21 protein-coding genes are annotated in these 15,330 nt (G+C 69.3%); 20 read left to right on the top strand and 1 reads right to left on the bottom strand.

The window, feature by feature from the left end; genetic code table 11:
• Positions 1 to 12: 12 nt before the first annotated feature.
• Complete coding sequence (locus KGQ19_RS26895) at positions 13 to 339, bottom strand: WhiB family transcriptional regulator (RefSeq protein ID WP_212013411.1); 327 nt, start codon at positions 337 to 339, stop codon at positions 13 to 15.
• 586 nt (positions 340 to 925) lie between these two features.
• On the opposite strand from KGQ19_RS26895, the gene KGQ19_RS26890 reads away from it, so the two are divergent.
• The 20 genes from KGQ19_RS26890 to KGQ19_RS26800 all read left to right on the top strand — a co-directional run bounded on the left by KGQ19_RS26890 (position 926) and on the right by KGQ19_RS26800 (position 15,226).
• Positions 926 to 1,645, top strand: a complete 720-nt coding sequence (locus KGQ19_RS26890) for a hypothetical protein (RefSeq protein WP_212013409.1) — start codon at positions 926 to 928, stop codon at positions 1,643 to 1,645.
• Between the two features lie 658 nt (positions 1,646 to 2,303).
• Complete coding sequence (locus KGQ19_RS26885) at positions 2,304 to 2,723, top strand: hypothetical protein (RefSeq protein WP_212013407.1); 420 nt, start codon at positions 2,304 to 2,306, stop codon at positions 2,721 to 2,723.
• 92 nt (positions 2,724 to 2,815) lie between these two features.
• Positions 2,816 to 3,196 carry a DUF6197 family protein gene (locus tag KGQ19_RS26880; protein WP_212013405.1) on the top strand — a complete coding sequence of 127 codons (381 nt, stop codon included), beginning with the start codon at positions 2,816 to 2,818 and terminating at the stop codon, positions 3,194 to 3,196.
• Between the two features lie 52 nt (positions 3,197 to 3,248).
• Positions 3,249 to 3,410: a hypothetical protein gene (locus tag KGQ19_RS26875; protein ID WP_212013403.1), complete on the top strand. Its 162-nt coding sequence runs from the start codon at positions 3,249 to 3,251 to the stop codon at positions 3,408 to 3,410.
• 125 nt (positions 3,411 to 3,535) lie between these two features.
• Positions 3,536 to 3,982, top strand: a complete 447-nt coding sequence (locus KGQ19_RS26870; protein WP_212013401.1) for a hypothetical protein — start codon at positions 3,536 to 3,538, stop codon at positions 3,980 to 3,982.
• Positions 3,983 to 4,155: 173 nt separating this feature from the next.
• On the top strand, positions 4,156 to 4,317 hold the full coding sequence (locus tag KGQ19_RS26865) for a hypothetical protein (protein ID WP_212013399.1): 162 nt from the start codon (positions 4,156 to 4,158) through the stop codon (positions 4,315 to 4,317).
• Positions 4,318 to 4,359: 42 nt separating this feature from the next.
• Positions 4,360 to 5,001, top strand: coding sequence for a hypothetical protein (locus KGQ19_RS26860; RefSeq protein ID WP_212013397.1), 642 nt, complete (start codon positions 4,360 to 4,362; stop codon positions 4,999 to 5,001).
• Between the two features lie 85 nt (positions 5,002 to 5,086).
• Positions 5,087 to 5,401 (top strand): hypothetical protein, encoded by a 315-nt coding sequence (locus tag KGQ19_RS26855; RefSeq protein WP_212013395.1) that lies wholly within the window; start codon positions 5,087 to 5,089, stop codon positions 5,399 to 5,401.
• Positions 5,402 to 5,404: 3 nt separating this feature from the next.
• Entirely contained in the window at positions 5,405 to 5,734 is a 330-nt protein-coding gene (locus KGQ19_RS26850) for a hypothetical protein (RefSeq protein ID WP_212013392.1), read from the top strand.
• Positions 5,735 to 5,806: 72 nt separating this feature from the next.
• Entirely contained in the window at positions 5,807 to 6,115 is a 309-nt protein-coding gene (locus KGQ19_RS26845) for a hypothetical protein (protein WP_212013390.1), read from the top strand.
• Positions 6,116 to 6,212: 97 nt separating this feature from the next.
• On the top strand, positions 6,213 to 6,650 hold the full coding sequence (locus KGQ19_RS26840; RefSeq protein WP_212013388.1) for a hypothetical protein: 438 nt from the start codon (positions 6,213 to 6,215) through the stop codon (positions 6,648 to 6,650).
• Positions 6,651 to 6,773: 123 nt separating this feature from the next.
• Complete coding sequence (locus KGQ19_RS26835) at positions 6,774 to 7,055, top strand: hypothetical protein (protein WP_212013386.1); 282 nt, start codon at positions 6,774 to 6,776, stop codon at positions 7,053 to 7,055.
• Positions 7,052 to 7,537, top strand: coding sequence for a hypothetical protein (locus tag KGQ19_RS26830; protein ID WP_212013384.1), 486 nt, complete (start codon positions 7,052 to 7,054; stop codon positions 7,535 to 7,537). The genes KGQ19_RS26835 and KGQ19_RS26830 overlap by 4 nt, the downstream gene beginning before the upstream one ends.
• A 477-nt stretch (positions 7,538 to 8,014) precedes the next feature.
• Positions 8,015 to 9,199, top strand: a complete 1,185-nt coding sequence (locus KGQ19_RS26825; protein WP_212013382.1) for a hypothetical protein — start codon at positions 8,015 to 8,017, stop codon at positions 9,197 to 9,199.
• A gap of 10 nt (positions 9,200 to 9,209) precedes the next feature.
• Positions 9,210 to 9,500: a hypothetical protein gene (locus KGQ19_RS26820; protein ID WP_212013380.1), complete on the top strand. Its 291-nt coding sequence runs from the start codon at positions 9,210 to 9,212 to the stop codon at positions 9,498 to 9,500.
• Entirely contained in the window at positions 9,497 to 10,939 is a 1,443-nt protein-coding gene (locus tag KGQ19_RS26815) for a DNA polymerase III subunit beta (protein WP_212013378.1), read from the top strand. Before KGQ19_RS26820 ends, KGQ19_RS26815 begins: the two co-directional genes overlap by 4 nt.
• Positions 10,940 to 10,974: 35 nt before the next feature.
• The gene (locus KGQ19_RS26810) at positions 10,975 to 11,373 is read left to right on the top strand and encodes a hypothetical protein (RefSeq protein WP_212013376.1); all 399 of its coding nucleotides are present in this window, start codon (positions 10,975 to 10,977) and stop codon (positions 11,371 to 11,373) included.
• Entirely contained in the window at positions 11,370 to 11,864 is a 495-nt protein-coding gene (locus KGQ19_RS53475; RefSeq protein WP_438801880.1) for a hypothetical protein, read from the top strand. The genes KGQ19_RS26810 and KGQ19_RS53475 overlap by 4 nt, the downstream gene beginning before the upstream one ends.
• Positions 11,764 to 13,320 (top strand): DUF7715 family protein, encoded by a 1,557-nt coding sequence (locus KGQ19_RS26805; RefSeq protein WP_438801881.1) that lies wholly within the window; start codon positions 11,764 to 11,766, stop codon positions 13,318 to 13,320. Before KGQ19_RS53475 ends, KGQ19_RS26805 begins: the two co-directional genes overlap by 101 nt.
• 76 nt (positions 13,321 to 13,396) lie before the next feature.
• A complete protein-coding gene (locus KGQ19_RS26800) occupies positions 13,397 to 15,226 on the top strand; it encodes a hypothetical protein (protein WP_212013369.1) in 1,830 nt (609 codons plus the stop codon).
• Positions 15,227 to 15,330: the final 104 nt, after the last annotated feature.

The following is a 15,330-nucleotide window of genomic DNA, read 5'->3' as shown; positions in this document are numbered from 1 at the left end:
GGAGGGGCTTGGTCAGGTAGAGGGGGTGGGCTTCCGCAGCGTGGCCCGGCGCATCCGTCGGCGCTCCTTGTCCGTCAGCCCGCCCCAGACGCCGTCGTGCTCGGGGGTCGTCATCGCGAACTCCAGGCAGGACTCGCGAACCGGGCAGGCAGCGCACACGGCCTTCGCCGCCTTCTCCCGGGCGACACGGGCTGCTTTGCGTTCGCCGTAGCAGCCGAACCCGGGGTCGGCGCCGAAGAACAGATCCGGGTCCTCATCCCGGCACGCCCCGTAGGACATCCAGGGCGGCAGCTCGCCGATCAGTGCCGCAAGCCGCGGCTGCGCCGTCATCGTCGTCATCGCTTGGATCCCTTCCGGACAGCGCAAAGCACCGCCCCGCAGCACGGGGCGAGGTGAACCAGGGGAGACAGACCGCTGCCGGCCGCCGCTCACATGGGAGTCACGGCGGTCAGTAGGTCCGGGGATAGATGGGGCGGTCGTGCGCATCTGGGCACACCGATGGCCGCCGATCAAGAGGGTACGGAGTGCCGAGAACGAGCACAAACGATTCTCCGCAGGTCAGACAAGACGCTGTTAAATCAAGGTCCTTATAAATTGATCTCCAGGGGGTCAAAAATCCCGGGAGCCCGCACCATCCATAAACCCCCTAATAACAAGAACAAGATCGAATGAGGCGCGGTGATCTTGATTCGCGCTGGCCGCAGGCTATATCAGTCCCCTGCCTTACGCACTCTTTGATCTTGCATCGGGGTCGCGGACGGCACACGGCACGCGGCGCGCGGGCGGGGCGGACGTGGGCTCGCGATGGCGCGCGGTAAGGGTTCTGACCTGGAAGACTTGACTACCTGGGACATCTAATGGACTCTTTGGGACGTCGCCGGAACGGACCGGCGGGGAACGGCAAGCGAGAGGGGAGGCGGTGATCATGAAGGCGCTTACGTGGGAACAGGCGGTGCGGGTCGTGAACGAACGCGAACAGCAACGCGCACCCCAGGTCACCGGTAGCGGCACCCGTGAGAAGCGAGTGCGGGCGCAGCGCAATGTCACAGACGACAAGGCGCGCGGCCAGCGGTCGCGGGACCTCACGGGGTCGGACGGGCGGCGGGATCTGGAGCCGGACAACCACGGCCGGAACGTCCGGGCCACCCGTCCGGTAACGCAGGTGTCGAAGCAGATCGCCACGGCCCGCCGCAAGGTGGAGACGGTGACCGCATACCTGGCGTGCTCCGGGTGCGGTGCGCGGGTGGCGAAGACTGCGACCGGCGGGACCGAGACTCAGCGGGACAACGGCGGGCGCATCGGTTGGGCGCACACCCGTCCTGTCCGGCAGTGGCACCACTGGGACGGAACCGCGCTGTGTCAGGGCGCGGAGACGGTCCGGGTCCAGTCCGACGTGACGCCGGACCGGACGGACCTCACCCCCGCCCCGGCAGTACGCACCACCCGTGCGGCGCGTCCGGCATCCGGGCGTACGGCTGACGCGGAGAAGGCGTTCCGGCGCAGCCTCACCCCGGAGCAGCGGCGCCAGCTGGACGCGGACGAACGCGCCTTCCGTGTGGCGGAGCGGAACCGTCAGCGTGGTGCGGGGATCGCGGTCGCAGGCGACCAGGCAGCACGGCGGGACATGGGGGCAGGCGCGCAGTAGACGCCGGACGCCGGACCGGGGCGCGCGGGACATCCCGCCCGCCACCGGTCGGCGGCCGGAACTGCGGCCCGCCGAACACAGCACCTCGTAGGGCACCTCGTTAGGCACCTCGCACTACCTGCACCACATCTACCCCGCGAGTCAGGGCGGGGGAAAACACGTCACCCCCCGGTGACCTGCGCGCCGACTGCCAGAAACGGACGCACCACCAGGGGACGGCCAGGGTACGCCGTGAAGCATCTGACCTGCGCATACGTTGCGGGACGGCTCTGGTCCCCGGAGAAATATAGCTTCGGGTCGAGGTCATCGGGACATGACAGGGAACGGGACCGGGCGCGCCGGTGAAGGAATTCACCGCCGCCGCGCATCATGCGCCGCGCCGTAGCAATGCGGAGCGCCACCACGTGCCCGAACCGTCGCTTAAAGGGACGCGGACTACCGCGTGAAACCCCTGTCTCTAGGACGGTTCCGGATCAACGGACTCACCCCCTGCGCCGCGAGAGCGGTACGAAAACAAACCAACGTGCAGCGCGCCCGACACAAACCGGCGCGCGACGCGGCCTGTGACGGACAGCCGCAAACCACATGCTTCGGGCCCGCCGCCAACGATGCGGCGGGCCCGCACGCTTCCCCAACCCCCGAACATCACGGAGGACCCGTGTCCGCCATACGCACCTTCGACCTGTTGGCCAAACTCCCGGACGACGCGCCCCGCGCCGCCGGATTCGCGCAGCGCACCGCGCGCGCCATGACCCACAACCCGCACCCGCTGCCGGGTGAGCGCACCGCCACCATCGGCAGCGCCCGCTTCACCTTCGACGACACCACCGGCATGTGGTGCCTGGACCTGCTGTTCAAGATGCGGCACCGCACCGGCAAGTACCGCAACCACCGCCTGGTCCTGTCCGCCGGGGGACGCGGCGTCGAACCCACCGCGAGGTTGGATGGCCGCGACTTCGACGTGTACGGCGCCCTGCACCCCCGCGTGAACAAGGTCCCGACGTCGCAGTACCCGTCGGTGCTGGCCAAGCGGATCGTCTCCGCCGCCGAGTCCTACGCCGTGCGCATCGGCAAGTGAGCGGCGCGCGCCCCGCACCGCCCGGACCCCGCTGTCCCGACGGTGCGGGATGCGCACCGATCCCCGGTCGCACCCCGGCTACGGGAGCACCCATGACCGATCCCCTCGCGCAGGTCCGAATAGACCTGCGCAACGGCGCCCGCATCGTGTTGGCCAACGGCCTGCACCAGCGCGCCTTCTACAACTACGACCAGGTCCAGGCCGAGGACATCCCCCCGGGCAAGGCCTGCGTCTGCGGCGTCGGCGGCCTCAACACCGGTATCACCGGCCACCCGATCCCGGACGACTTCCTCACCAACCCGCGCATCAGCGCCGCCCTGGCGCACCTGATCGCCTACATGATGGCGTTCTACGCCACCACCTTCATCTCCTGGAACGACGAGGAAGGCCGCACCACCGCCGAAGTCGCGCGGCTGCTGCGCAAGGCAGCCGCGTGGACCCCGCCCACGGCTGTGCTGGCTGTGACGGTGTGAAGACGGCCACCGATCTGTGTGACGCCGCCGTGTGGCGCCCGGAGACACACCGGTGAACGGCCCCGACGGCAACGAAGACATCATCTTCCGCGTGTCCGCCGCCCTGTTCATTGCCGCTGGCCTGGCCAGCCTGGCGTACTTGCTGTCCGGGCACGGACTCGTCCCACCGGCACCGCCGACGAGCCAGGCCACCACGGACAGCCCGACCCCGTGACCGTTCTGGTGACACGCCTCGTGGCGTGACAACACCGTCATCCCTGCATCGTTCCTCGACCCGTCGCGTGCTGCGGCGCGCCGAGCATGCCGGGACCCCCGTCCTGTGTGAGTTGGGAGTTTGTCGTGTCCAAGCGTGTGAAGCGCCGCCGTCGGTTCGGTGGCGGTGTGGGCGCCTCGGGTCCGCGTGCTGAGCGGACGCGGGCCGTCCGTGCGTTGGGCGGCCGTCTGGGTGGCCTGCGTCAGCAGTGGCTGACCCGGTCCGCGACCGGGTGGGACGCGCATCTGCTGACGGTGGCGCACCTGGAGGTGATGGAGGCCTCCCGCCGGTGGTTCGCCGCTGCGGGGCGCGCGACGTGCGTGCACGGTGAGCTGTGTGAGGGGACGGCGTGTCTGCCGTGCCTGTTCGCCGAGGACGCCAACGAGACGGCGCGGGTCCGGGCGGTGCGCGACATCATCCGCTACGGCGGGTGGGGCGCACCGGAGCCGTGGGCGCAGTCCCGTGCCCGGGTGTGCTCGGTGCGGGTGCACTCGATCCCGGTGGGCCAGGCCGGCTGGGCGTTGGCGTCCTGATCTGTTTGTCCGGCCGGGCGGGGCCGGTTGTCTCCCGCCGACCTGGGTCCGCAGTCGTAGCGGTTCGAGGTGCCAGGCGTGTCCTGCGGGGCCGCCGTTGTCCTGCGCACATGGGAGGCCGCTCCGGCCAGGCCCGCGCACATCCGAGTTCTGTCTCCGCAAGGGGTTCCGCCATGTCCATCGAGATCCATGAGTCCCGTCTGTTCTGGACCGTCACCGACGGCAGCCGCCGCTACGTGATCACGCCGGGGTCGTCCGGGTTCGTGGTGCGTGACGCCGCCACCGGTGAGCAGATCGCCGCGATCTGGGACCTGTCCGAGGTCGAGGACCTGTGAGCCCGGCCCCGATATCCGCCTGCTGCCGAAGGGAGCCGTGACATGGGGCTCCGTACCTGGTTCCGCCGCAAGTCGAAACACACCACCACCATTAAGGGAGAGAACATGGCCGCGTCCGTGAAGAACCTGGAGATCACCCTGGCCGCCGACGGCGGGACCAGCGTCTACCAGACCATCCGCCAGACCCAGGCCTTCCTGGACGACACCGACCTGCTGGCCGAGGCGGTGCCGTCGCTGTCGCGGCTCCTGTCCCTGGTGAAGATCGGCGACAAGCGGGCGGTGGCGGCGATCCTGGCTGAGACCGAGCCCGGCCCGGCGCTGGCCGAGGAGCTGGACGACCTGATCGAGGCGATGGCGTCCGGGTACGGCCGGGAGGTGAAGAAGCCGGCGCGTGGGAAGGCGGCGGTGGACCCGCTGACCCGCCTGGACGTCGTGGTGGAGAGGGCCGAGCAGATGCGGGAGTCGGTGGTGTACCTGCTGGCCTCGGCGCTGGACACGGCGACCGGCGGCGACGCGAAGAAGGCCAAGACGGCGCTGACGAACCTGGACCTGCCCGAGCGTCTCATCAGTGCACTGCTGGACACGCCGGTCGCGGACGAGCCGGAGACCGCCGAGCCGGTCGCCGAGTTCGACCTGAAGAAGATCAACAACCTCCCGGTGAAGGGCGTGAAGGTCACCGCCTGACACCTGCTGCCACAACGCCTCGACGGGTCGCGCATTCCGCGCGGCCCGTCGGCGTTTCTGCCCCCCTGTGCAGAAAGGACGGTGTGTGAGCCGCCACCTGATAGCGAACTCGATCCACGAACACCCCGACGCCGTGACCGTGGTCGGGTGGGATCCGGAGCTGCGGACCTACTTCTGTGACTTCGTGTACCCCGACGGCGTGGCAAGGCCGGTCGCCGGGGGCACCGAGCAGGAGATCCTGCACGCGGATTGGCTGGCCACGATCCTGGCCGACGCCGAGATCCGCATCCCGGTAGTGCTGGTGGCGCGGCTGCGGCTGGAGAAGCTGACCGTGTCCTCGGCGAACGCGCCGAACCTGGACTGGCGTAGCGGGGAGCCGCTGCCGGTGCGAGAGGGCTGAGCCGTGGCCGATGTTCACGGGCTGCGCGCCACGCTGGCGTACATCCAGGACAACCCGCAACGGTGGAGACAGGACTCCTGGCAGCGCTGCTTCGCCGCCATCGCCGTCGAGCTGGCCGGGTACGACGTGCTGCCATCGCGGTGGGTGCGGCTGGACAGCCGGTCGGTGCAGGTGTGGGACGCCGCTGTGGAAGTCCTGGACCTGACCGGGGACCAGGGCTGGCTGCTGTTCAACCCGGGCAACACGCTGGCCGAGCTGCGGATGCTGATCGCCGAAATTACCCGGCCCCGCCACGCACCACGCCACTCCCACGGCTTGCGACTCGTCCGCTGATCACGAGCGACGCCCCCGGCGCCGGAGCGATCACAGCAGCACCAAACCCCTGAAGTACAGAAGGAGAACGTGTTGAGCCGTCACCTGCTTCCGAACCCCGATGGAGCCGAGCCCGGCACCGAAACCGTGGCCGGGTGGGACCAGCCGATGAAGACCTACTTCCTGATGATTAACCCGCCCAGCGGATCTGACACCGAGCCGGTGTGGCTGGGCCGTGACCAGGGAGAGTTCTACACCCTGGAGCCCTTCATCCAGGCCCTGGCCAAACACGGAGTGCGCCTCGTAGACACGCTGTTCGCCGAGCTGTACTTCGACAGGGACCTGGGCCGGTCCAACACGGTCACCGACTGGCGCAGTGGCGAGCCGGTCCAGCTGGCCTGACCCGCTCGGCTGACGGCGCGGCACCGCCTCGACACCGCGCCGGGGCGGTACCGCGTGCCAGCCGGCACGGACCCCCCGGCCCCTTGGGAGGAACCTCTTGGCCGACGCGACAGTGACGCGCCGCCAGCGATGGGCCATAGCCGCGATAGCGATCACTACCGTGGTTGTGGTCCTGGTCATCATCGCCGCCGTCTACAAGGCGATCCAGCACCACCGGGCCGCGAGCCAGGCCACGGTGACCATCACCGTCCTGAACAAGCGGGCCGACTGCCCCACCCCGACCACCAGCACTGCCTCCTGCACCTGGCGGATATACACCGACGCCGGGGTGTTCGCCGACCGTGACGAGGTCACCGCACACAAGTTGAACTCGCGGGTGCTGTTCGACCAGCTGATGTACGGCGGGGTGTACCAGGTCCAGATACGTGGGACCCGGCACGACAACCTCGCGGTGTACCCCAACATCATCAAGATCGTGCGGGTGATAGCGCAGGGGCATCCGAACCCTGCGGTGGTGATAGCCCCGAGCACCTGACCGGCCGCCGCTGAAGCGGGCGGGAAGGCAGTGCGGCCCGGATCTGCCCCGTACCGGCAGGTCCGGGCCGTGCCGCGTCTCCACCCCGTGTCGTCTGCCACCGCTTCCTGATGGGAGTTGCTGATGTCTGCCATGTCCGCAGAACCGGCCGAGGCCATACCGGCCGCGCCAGTACTGGTGAAGGTCCGAACCGCCGCCGCGAAGATGGTCGCGCGGCCCCGGCGCCGTCGTCCCCCCACCCGGCTGGGGCAGTTCCTGACCGGGGTGGCCGCCGTGTACACGGCCTACACCGGGTGGTGGGCGCTGTGCCTGCTGCACGGACCGGCCCGGGTCCTCACCGCAGGGGCCGTCTCCACCGGATACCTGGCCTTCTCGGCACTGTGGCGGCGGGGGTGGCTGGGGTGAGCATCCTGGGCATCACCGCCGCTGTGCTGTTGGCCAGCACAGTCACCGCTACCGTGCCGCAGGCACCGAGCGGGCCGCACACCGCCAATTCGTACTCGTGCCGGTCGGCGCACGCCGGGGCCTACTGGCACGGCGGAGCTGAATCCGACGCCTGCGACGGGCCGCTGCCGGACGGGACGTTCGGTGGGGAGGGCATCACCGGGCTCGACCCCGACGGGCGGATCAACCACGCCTCGGGCCGGGTCCGCTCATGCACGGTGCAGCTCAACCGGGTCGTGCACGGCCGGGCGGTCCCGGTGCCCGGGGCCAGCAACACCGAGACCGGCCGCACGCCGGAGTACTTCGACGGCCGGTTCTGCGACGCCATGGACGCCTGGGCCCCGCCCCGCGGGTTCTACAACGTGACCGTCATCTACCGCACCGACGCGGGCCCGACGGTGCAGACGGTGCAGGGGCCGGTCGCGTTCTACCCCGGCCGCTGAGACCAGCCTGGGCGTGACCAACATAAGGCGGTCCGTCCGCGGCCAGGGGGTCGACCCGGACGGACCTTCACCAATCAGCGGCGGAGCAGAAGCTCAGCCAGCCGCGCAGCTGCATCGACGAATGAACCAATCACGCCGAGAACGCGCCAGCGGCGGTCCTTCTCCTCTTCACTTCGATCGGCCATCAGCCGCTCCCTTCGGTTGCGGGTCGCCGCCGGCTCGGATGCCGACTGCTACCAGCGCCACCGGCCTTGCCGGTCGCGCCGGACCCCCATGCGGAGCGAGTCGCAACTAGGGCTGCGCGCGGGGCGCGCAGAGGCTGACGAACCCATTGAAGACCATTGCGACGCACTGTGTCGACAGTCTGCTAAGTCAAGCCGTCAACCACACCCCGACCTGCCAGAAGGACATACGTCTCGTCGCACTGCGGCCAATGAAGCACAGAGACACACCGCCTATCAAAGGACTCTGTTATCGATGACCGATTTCGCTGTGCTCGACCGTCCCGCGCCGCCCCCGGCTGCGGGGTTGACGCTGCGCAACTCCGACCTGAACACGCTGTTCGACATGCTGACGGAGCAGGCCGCCAAGGCCGTGGACGTGGTAGTCCCGGCCGCCCAGCTGCGCGCCGACGCCGCCCGGCTGTCGATCCCGCAGACCGTGCCGCACATCGACGATGACGGCGTGACAATGCTGGACGGGCTGTACATCCCGACCCGGCACGCCGAGTCCCAGATCGCCGCCAAGCTGAAGATCCCGCTGGAGTACCTGCGACGCCTGCGCACCGAAGCCCCGGGGTTGTGGGAGGCGAACGTCGGACATTGGCTGGCCGATGCAGGGGACTCCGGCAAGTCCTTCCTGCTGCGGCTCCTGGTCGATCCGCAGCGCGGCGGCGGGGTGCTGCGGGCGCTACTGTCCTCCCGCTACGGCATCATCGACAACCTGGACGTGCTGCTGTGCGCCCTGGACGGGATCCGCGCGGCCGGCGTCGACGTCGAGGTCACCTCCTGCGACCTGTCCGAGACCCGGATGTACGTCACCGTCGTCGCCCCGCAGATCGCCGTGGCCGCCCGCGGCCTGCTGGCCGGGTACCGATCCCCGTTCGACCCGTCCCGCACGGGTGAGAACATGCCGATCATCAGCGCCGGGTTCCGGTTCTCCAACTCCGAGGTGGGCGCCGGGAAGTACACCATCGCCCCGTGGCTGCGCGCCGAGGTGTGCGGCAACGGCCTGGTGCAGACCATGGACACCGTGTCCCGGGCGCACATCGGGGCCAAGCTGGACGACGGCACAATCGATCCGTCAGCGGCCACGGTGGCAGCGTTCAAGGCGCTGGTGACCTCGCAGACTACCGATGCGGTCACGAACTGGCTCACCCCGGAGTACGTGCAGAAGAAGATCGAGGCCATGCACGGCGCCGCCGGGGTGCCGGTGGCCGACGCACCCAAGACGATCGAGTACGTCGTCAAGACCCTGGAGATGCCGAAGGCGGCGCAGGCCGAGCTGCTGAACCACTTCATCAAGGGCGGGGTGACCACCTCCGGCGGGATCCTGCACGCCGTCACCTCCGTGGCCCAGACCATCGACGACCCCGACGCCGCGCACAAGCTCGGCGACTCCGGGATCCGGGCGATGGAGCTGGCCGCCGCATTCAACCGCTGAGGAGGCCGCCGTGTTCGGGTTCCTCAACCCCGACTACACCGCATACGTCATCGACGGGGTCACCGCCGTGCACTGGGTGCACGCCAGCGGCGAGCTGTTCACCTACACCGACCGAGTCCGCACGCCGACCGGCCTGCATGCCACAGACCGGCGCCAGGCGGGGCAGCTGGCGCACGAGATCGCCGATCGATACCTGGCGGATAGCGCCCTTCCCCAAGCCGGCGCCGTTCCGCCGATCGATACGTCAGCAGCGGCTGTACACCGCGTGCCCGACCATCCAATATGGAGGACCCCCGCTTGACCACAACCCTGGAGCTCACCACGCCCGCCGCCGACCAGGCGGCGGGCGCTTCTACTGCCACACCGCAGTTCAACACCACCGTCGATCGCAAGGCCCTGCTGGTCGCGGGCAACGGGGTGGCCGCCAGTCTGACGACCAGACCGGCCGCCCCCGTGCTGGCCGGGATCGTGCTGGAAGCCACCGGCGGCCACCTGACGCTGTCCGCCTGGAACTTCGACCACGCCACACGGGATCGGATCCCGGCCGTCACGACCACGCCGGGCAGGCTGCTGGTGCACGGCAGGCTGCTACACGACCTGCTGAAGAAGCTGGACGCCGAACACGTCACCCTGGTCGCTGAAGGCTCCAAGCTGATCGTGCAGGCCGGGCCCACCCGCTACACCCTCCAGACCCTTCCGGTCGAGGACTACCCGCAGCTGCCCGCCATCCCAGCCGCAGGCGGAACGGTCGATGCCCCGGCACTGGTCGCCGCGATCAAGCGGGTCTTCGTCTCGGTGGGCCGTGACGACACGATCCCGATGCTGACCGGCATCCAGATCACCGGTGAGGGCAAGACGCTGATGCTCGCCGGCACCGACAGGTTCCGGCTGGCCACCGCCGAAGTCCCGTGGATCCCCGACGACCTGGACGCCGAGACGTGGACGGCGCTGCTGCCCGCGAAGTTCCTCAAGACCGTGGCCACCCGCTGGGCCAAGGCCGTCGGCGACCTGCGCCTGACCTGGCAGCACGAGGCCGGCGCCGAGGCAGCAGCCGAGGCGAAGGCACTTCAGACCCTGGCCGAGCTGGAGTCTCGGATGTGGCACGGCCACCCGGACGTGGTGAAGGCACGCGATGTTGCTGACCGGCGCACCGAGGCCCGCGTCCAGGCCGAGCACCGGGCCGGGCTCGCCGGGCTGGCCTTCGGGGAGCAGCACACCACCGGCCGCTGCCTTAAGAGCGAGTACGTCAGATACCGGTCCCTGTTCCCGACGCAGAACACCGGGGCCGTCGCCGACACCAAGGCCCTGCTGGCCGCTGTCGAACGGGTTGCCTTGGTCGCCGACCGCACCTCACCGATCCGACTGTCCTTCGACGGCGCCAGCGTGCTGCTGGAGGCCGGAGCCGGAGACGAAGCACAGGCCAGCGAACCGGTGCGCGCCACCTGGCCCGGCGAGACGCCACTGGTCGCCTCGTTCAACCCTGGCTTCCTCATCGACGGACTGAAGACCCTGAACACCCGGTACGTCCGCTTCGGCTTCACGATCGCGGCCAAACCAGCCGTGCTGACCGGACACCACAGCCCTGTCTGCGACGACTTCGACGGCTACCGCTACCTGATGATGCCGCTACGCGTCCCCGGCCAGGCCACCGATCCCACACCACCGGAACCAGAGACGGGGTCGAAGCCATCCGGGCCCGAGCAGGCCCTGTCAGACGTACCCGCCGCGGCTGCCGCGTGACCGCAGCGGCCGCTACACCCGCACAGGAGCACTTCATGCCCAATCGCCAGTTGCTGCTCGACGTCGCCGACCGGATACGCACCCGTCCACACCTTCACGACAACCGGTTCTGGGCAGCCCGGGTCAAAACCGGGACAGCATCGTTCACTACGCACTGCGCCGGGGGCTGGGCGATCGTGCTCTCCGGCGGCCGGTTCGACTGGCGCCGTGCCCGCTGCCGGGCGGATCACGCCCGGCGCCGTCACGTGCTGACCAGCTCGGCGGTGCGCCCGGAGACGCTGCCCGACAGCGCACGCATATCCCTGACCGCGCAGCGGCTGCTGGGCATCGACACCGCCACCGCACGCCGCCTGTTCAACCCCACCGCCAGCACAACCGAGGTTCTGGCCATCATCGAAGACATCCTGACCACACAGGGAGGGGCACAGCCGTGACCGCCCGCACGCTGTGGACAGCTGGACTGGTAAGGCCCGCAGACCTGCTCGCCGATGACACGATCCGAATCCGGGACCGGTGGCGCTCCCTGGTTGCCGTCCACACCGAGGCAGATCACGTCGAGGAATCGGGCGTGCGGTTCACCGCCGGCGACCTGGCTGGGTTCGATATCGGCGCGCCCAAACCCACGGCGGCGACGTTCTTCGGCACTGAAACCGAGGAGTGGGTGCTGGTGCTGTACGTCGATGAGGAACGCACCGTGGCCACCGGCTCCCTGTACTGCCGACTTCATCCGCTGCGCCGCGCCGACCTGGTCGAAGTCCAGATCCCCCTGCCCCCTCGCGCACCGGAGGCTGTGCATGCACACCAGCCCGAACACCGAGTGGACGATGCTGTTCCGCCAGCCCGGCATCGACGACGGCTCGTTCTACGCCACCGCCCTGACCGGCCCCACCTTCCGCGACGCCTTTCTTCAGTGGGCCCGCGATGACCTGACCGAATGGTTCGACAGCGACACCGACTGGTACGCCGCCGACGACGAGAAGGTCACCGCCGCATCCCTGGACACCCTGTCCCAGACGAAGATCTACCCTGGGCTCCTGCCGGAATCCCGCATGGCCTCCGAGATGCTCGCAGCCCCTCCGACTTCACACGTCGAGCCCGGCCAGGCTGCACAAACTCTGGCCCGCCGCGCCCTGGCCCCCGGCATGCCCTCACAGGCCATGGACACGTCCCCGTTCATCGTGGGCACCTCACACATCCGCGCCCTCACCACCGCCATCTGCGACCGCGACCTAGCCAACGGCGTCGAGGCGGACGAGGTCGGCCAGATCCTCACCGACGCCAACTACACTGCCGTCAACCTCACCGCCGACGCCGATGACGATCCCCCGGCGTATCTCCACCGCCGCCTGGACGTGAACCACTGGACGCTGTTGAAGGCCGTTGACTGCTACAGCTACCAGATCCACGGCACCGGCACCGTGGCGGCCGTAGGCGCCCACCGCTCTGTCGAAAGGCTGCGCGGCGAACTGATCGCCGCGCTCGGTCTGGACAAGACCAGCTACCGGAACCGGATCGAGTGGGATGCCGCCGACGGCTGGCCCCTGCTGCACGCCGTCCCGGTCCCCGTCCGCCGCGCCGAAGCCCTCATCGAGCACTACCAGGGCCTCGACCGCATCGAGGAGTTGTCTCTACCGGATTGGGGACAGCACATCTCCGACATGATCGCCGACCTGCTGCGCTACGCCCACGACGCGCGCATGGACCCGTTCGGGCTGCTGGACACCGGGCTCAACCACTTCCACGCCGAAACCCGCCAGCCCGAGCTGAAGCCCGAGCCGAAGACGGCCGAGGCGCCGGTACAGCGGCTGCTGGTCGCAACCGCCCAGACCCAGGGCCGCGACGCCTACGACTTCTGCCGCACCCTACCCGGGGAGATCGTGTATCCCGGACCCTGCTTACACCCGCAGCCGTTCGGCGCCTGCGGCTGCACCTACTCACTGTTGGGAGTGGACTCCCGGGAGCGCACCACCACCTTCGCGGTGGCCGACGTGCCGATCAGCCGCGAGGATCTGCACCGACTGTTGGTTAAGGCCGAGAGCGGCGCGCCCGACGGCGCCGATGCCGACGGGGTCGCCCAGCTGGCCGAGGAGATGCTGGCCCTGGCCGCCCGCTTCCCGCTCGGGGCCGTGCTGGGCCGCACCCACCGCCGCTACCGCCGCCGTCTGGCCTCCGCCCCGCCCGCCACGCCACCGCAGACTCCGGCCCCTGAGGACGACGAGCCGAAACTGTGGACCGTACAGATCAGCCGACGCCGCGACTACCAGTACACCGTCGAGGCCACCGACGAGGACGACGCGATGGACGCGGCGTGGGACGCCTTCGATGAGGACCGCAACATCGTCGACCACGACTCCGACGTCCACGTGAGCCTGGCCGCATAGCCCCGCCCCACCCGCGGCCGCCCGCATATCGCACGGGCGGCTTTTTTCATGCCCCCAACCGTTCCGGGAGTTATCTGTGAGTACCCGCTCCGTCGTCGCGTTCGACGACGGCGAGTCCATCACCGGCATCTACGTGCATTCCGACGGCTACCCCGAGGGGCGGCTGCCGGTGCTGCGCGACATCTACACCAACACCTTCTTCCGCGACCTGGGCCAGCTGCGCACCACACTGCTTAAGCACCGCGCCGGCTGGTCCCTGCTTTCCACGGACACCGCATTCACCGCCGACTGGGCGACGCGCCTCAGCCACGGCCTGGACGTCCCCGGCGTGGGGGTCGCCTATGCCGAAGAAGACTTCGACATGACCGGCTCCGGGTCCGAAGTGTTCGCAGAGGAATACGCCTACGTCTTCGACCTGGCCGACCAGTCGCTGAAGGTGTTCAAAGGCGACCGGGAGACCGAGCACCTACCCGAGGCCGAGTGGGCACCGATCGGACCCGAACCGCAGGCGCGGCTACTGACCATCGTCGCGGCCGAGCTGCCCGGCACGGTGTGCCTGAGCGGCCGGATGCCCGTCTACACCGAGCACCACATCCGAGCCCTGATGCGGCGGCTCGGCCTGGAGCCCGGTGCGCAGCTGCGCACCGACGACGGCGGATACCTGGCCGACCTCTTCCACGCCGCCGTCGAGACCGACCTGCTGCCCGGTGCCGTCTACTTCGTCACCGACGGCCCCGCCCAGGACAGCGAAGGCGGCTGGATCAACCTGCCGGTCGACATCCCCGGCGTGGACGTTCAGACGATGGCCATCCTGGCCGGCGACTTCACCGGCAACCACTACAACCAGCACAAGCAGCCCGTCACCGCCGCCGCGGTACGGGAGGTGCTGGAATGCATGGCCTCCCGAATCACTACCGCCATGGCGAACCTGAACACCTGGCGCGCGCCGGAGCCGGTGTACGTGCTGAACATCCGGCGCCCCGACGATCCGTCGGAGTCCGTCCATCACGGACCTGAGCCGCGCATGTACACCCTGGATCTGGGCGCTGCCTTCGACGGCAAGGCTTCGGATGCGACGACCGCGCTGGAGTGGACTGCCCGCCGGGTGGTGGATCTGCACGCGTGGCCGGCGTCGTTGCGCTGGCGGGCGCTGGACGAGATCGAGTACGCGGTGCGTGCCTTCCCGGCCGCGATGGCTCTGGCCAGCACTCTTTTTCCGGAGCAGGTGGACCCGGCGCAGGTGGAGTACGCCCGGTTCACTCTGGCCTGGCTGGAGGTCAACAGCGGGGCAGGGCTGGACTCCTGGATCATCGAATCCTTCGCCTCTGAGCCTTCCGCGGAGCCAAGCTATGGACAGGCGTGTCTTGCCGCTGCCACCTCTCAGGGGCTTGACCCGATCACGGCCGCGCTGTCCGCAGCCGGCATCGAGCATGATGTGGCGCAGACCGGCGGGTTCTGCATGGTCGTCTCCGTGAACGGTCCGCGCAAGCACTGGTTCGGCATCACCGCCTCGGAGAAGCCCGGCTCCGCTGGGCACTGGCTACTTGTGCGCTACAGCAGCGCCGGATACGACGAGGGGCACGTACTGGGCTGGGCCGTGCCCACCGACGCCGTGATCGACCTGCTGACCCGGCACCAGCGAGCGACCCGCACCGCCCCCGTACAGTCCACGAACCCGGGCATGCGCACTGCACCGGCGAGGGCCGTGGCCGCCGTGTCAGACGCGGTGAACGCAGCCGTGGACCAGCTCACGGAGGAACTGCCGCGCGTATTCGCCGACCACCGCAACGACCTCGGCGACTGGTGTCCATGGTCTCTCGTGAGCGTCACCGACACCTACGACGACGATCTGTGCCCGGCGGGCTGCCGCAGCAGCTGGATCGATGATGATCCTGAGTCGGCGTGAGCCGTCAGCTCACCTCCGACGCCGCACCGGCGCCCGCTTCCGCCGGCGCATGCGCGTCGCGCTGCCGGTCCGGCCGTACCCGAAACCGACTTTCGACCCCGGCT

Source organism: Catenulispora pinistramenti, assembly GCF_018274385.1.
GTDB classification, from domain to species: Bacteria; Actinomycetota; Actinomycetes; order Streptomycetales; family Catenulisporaceae; genus Catenulispora; species Catenulispora pinistramenti.
The sequence above is the reverse complement of the archived record's forward strand: the minus strand, read 5'-3'. Positions and strand labels throughout refer to the sequence as shown.

Coding starts and splice junctions, on each gene's coding strand:
- KGQ19_RS26860 (WP_212013397.1), top strand. CDS start 4,360: ATGGGGCTCCGTACCTGGTTCCGCCGCAAGTCGAAACACACCACCACC.
- KGQ19_RS26835 (WP_212013386.1), top strand. CDS start 6,774: ATGTCTGCCATGTCCGCAGAACCGGCCGAGGCCATACCGGCCGCGCCA.
- KGQ19_RS26890 (WP_212013409.1), top strand. CDS start 926: ATGAAGGCGCTTACGTGGGAACAGGCGGTGCGGGTCGTGAACGAACGC.
- KGQ19_RS26825 (WP_212013382.1), top strand. CDS start 8,015: ATGACCGATTTCGCTGTGCTCGACCGTCCCGCGCCGCCCCCGGCTGCG.
- KGQ19_RS26810 (WP_212013376.1), top strand. CDS start 10,975: ATGCCCAATCGCCAGTTGCTGCTCGACGTCGCCGACCGGATACGCACC.
- KGQ19_RS26895 (WP_212013411.1), bottom strand. CDS start 339: ATGACGACGATGACGGCGCAGCCGCGGCTTGCGGCACTGATCGGCGAG.
- KGQ19_RS26805 (WP_438801881.1), top strand. CDS start 11,764: ATGCTGTTCCGCCAGCCCGGCATCGACGACGGCTCGTTCTACGCCACC.
- KGQ19_RS26880 (WP_212013405.1), top strand. CDS start 2,816: ATGACCGATCCCCTCGCGCAGGTCCGAATAGACCTGCGCAACGGCGCC.
- KGQ19_RS26865 (WP_212013399.1), top strand. CDS start 4,156: ATGTCCATCGAGATCCATGAGTCCCGTCTGTTCTGGACCGTCACCGAC.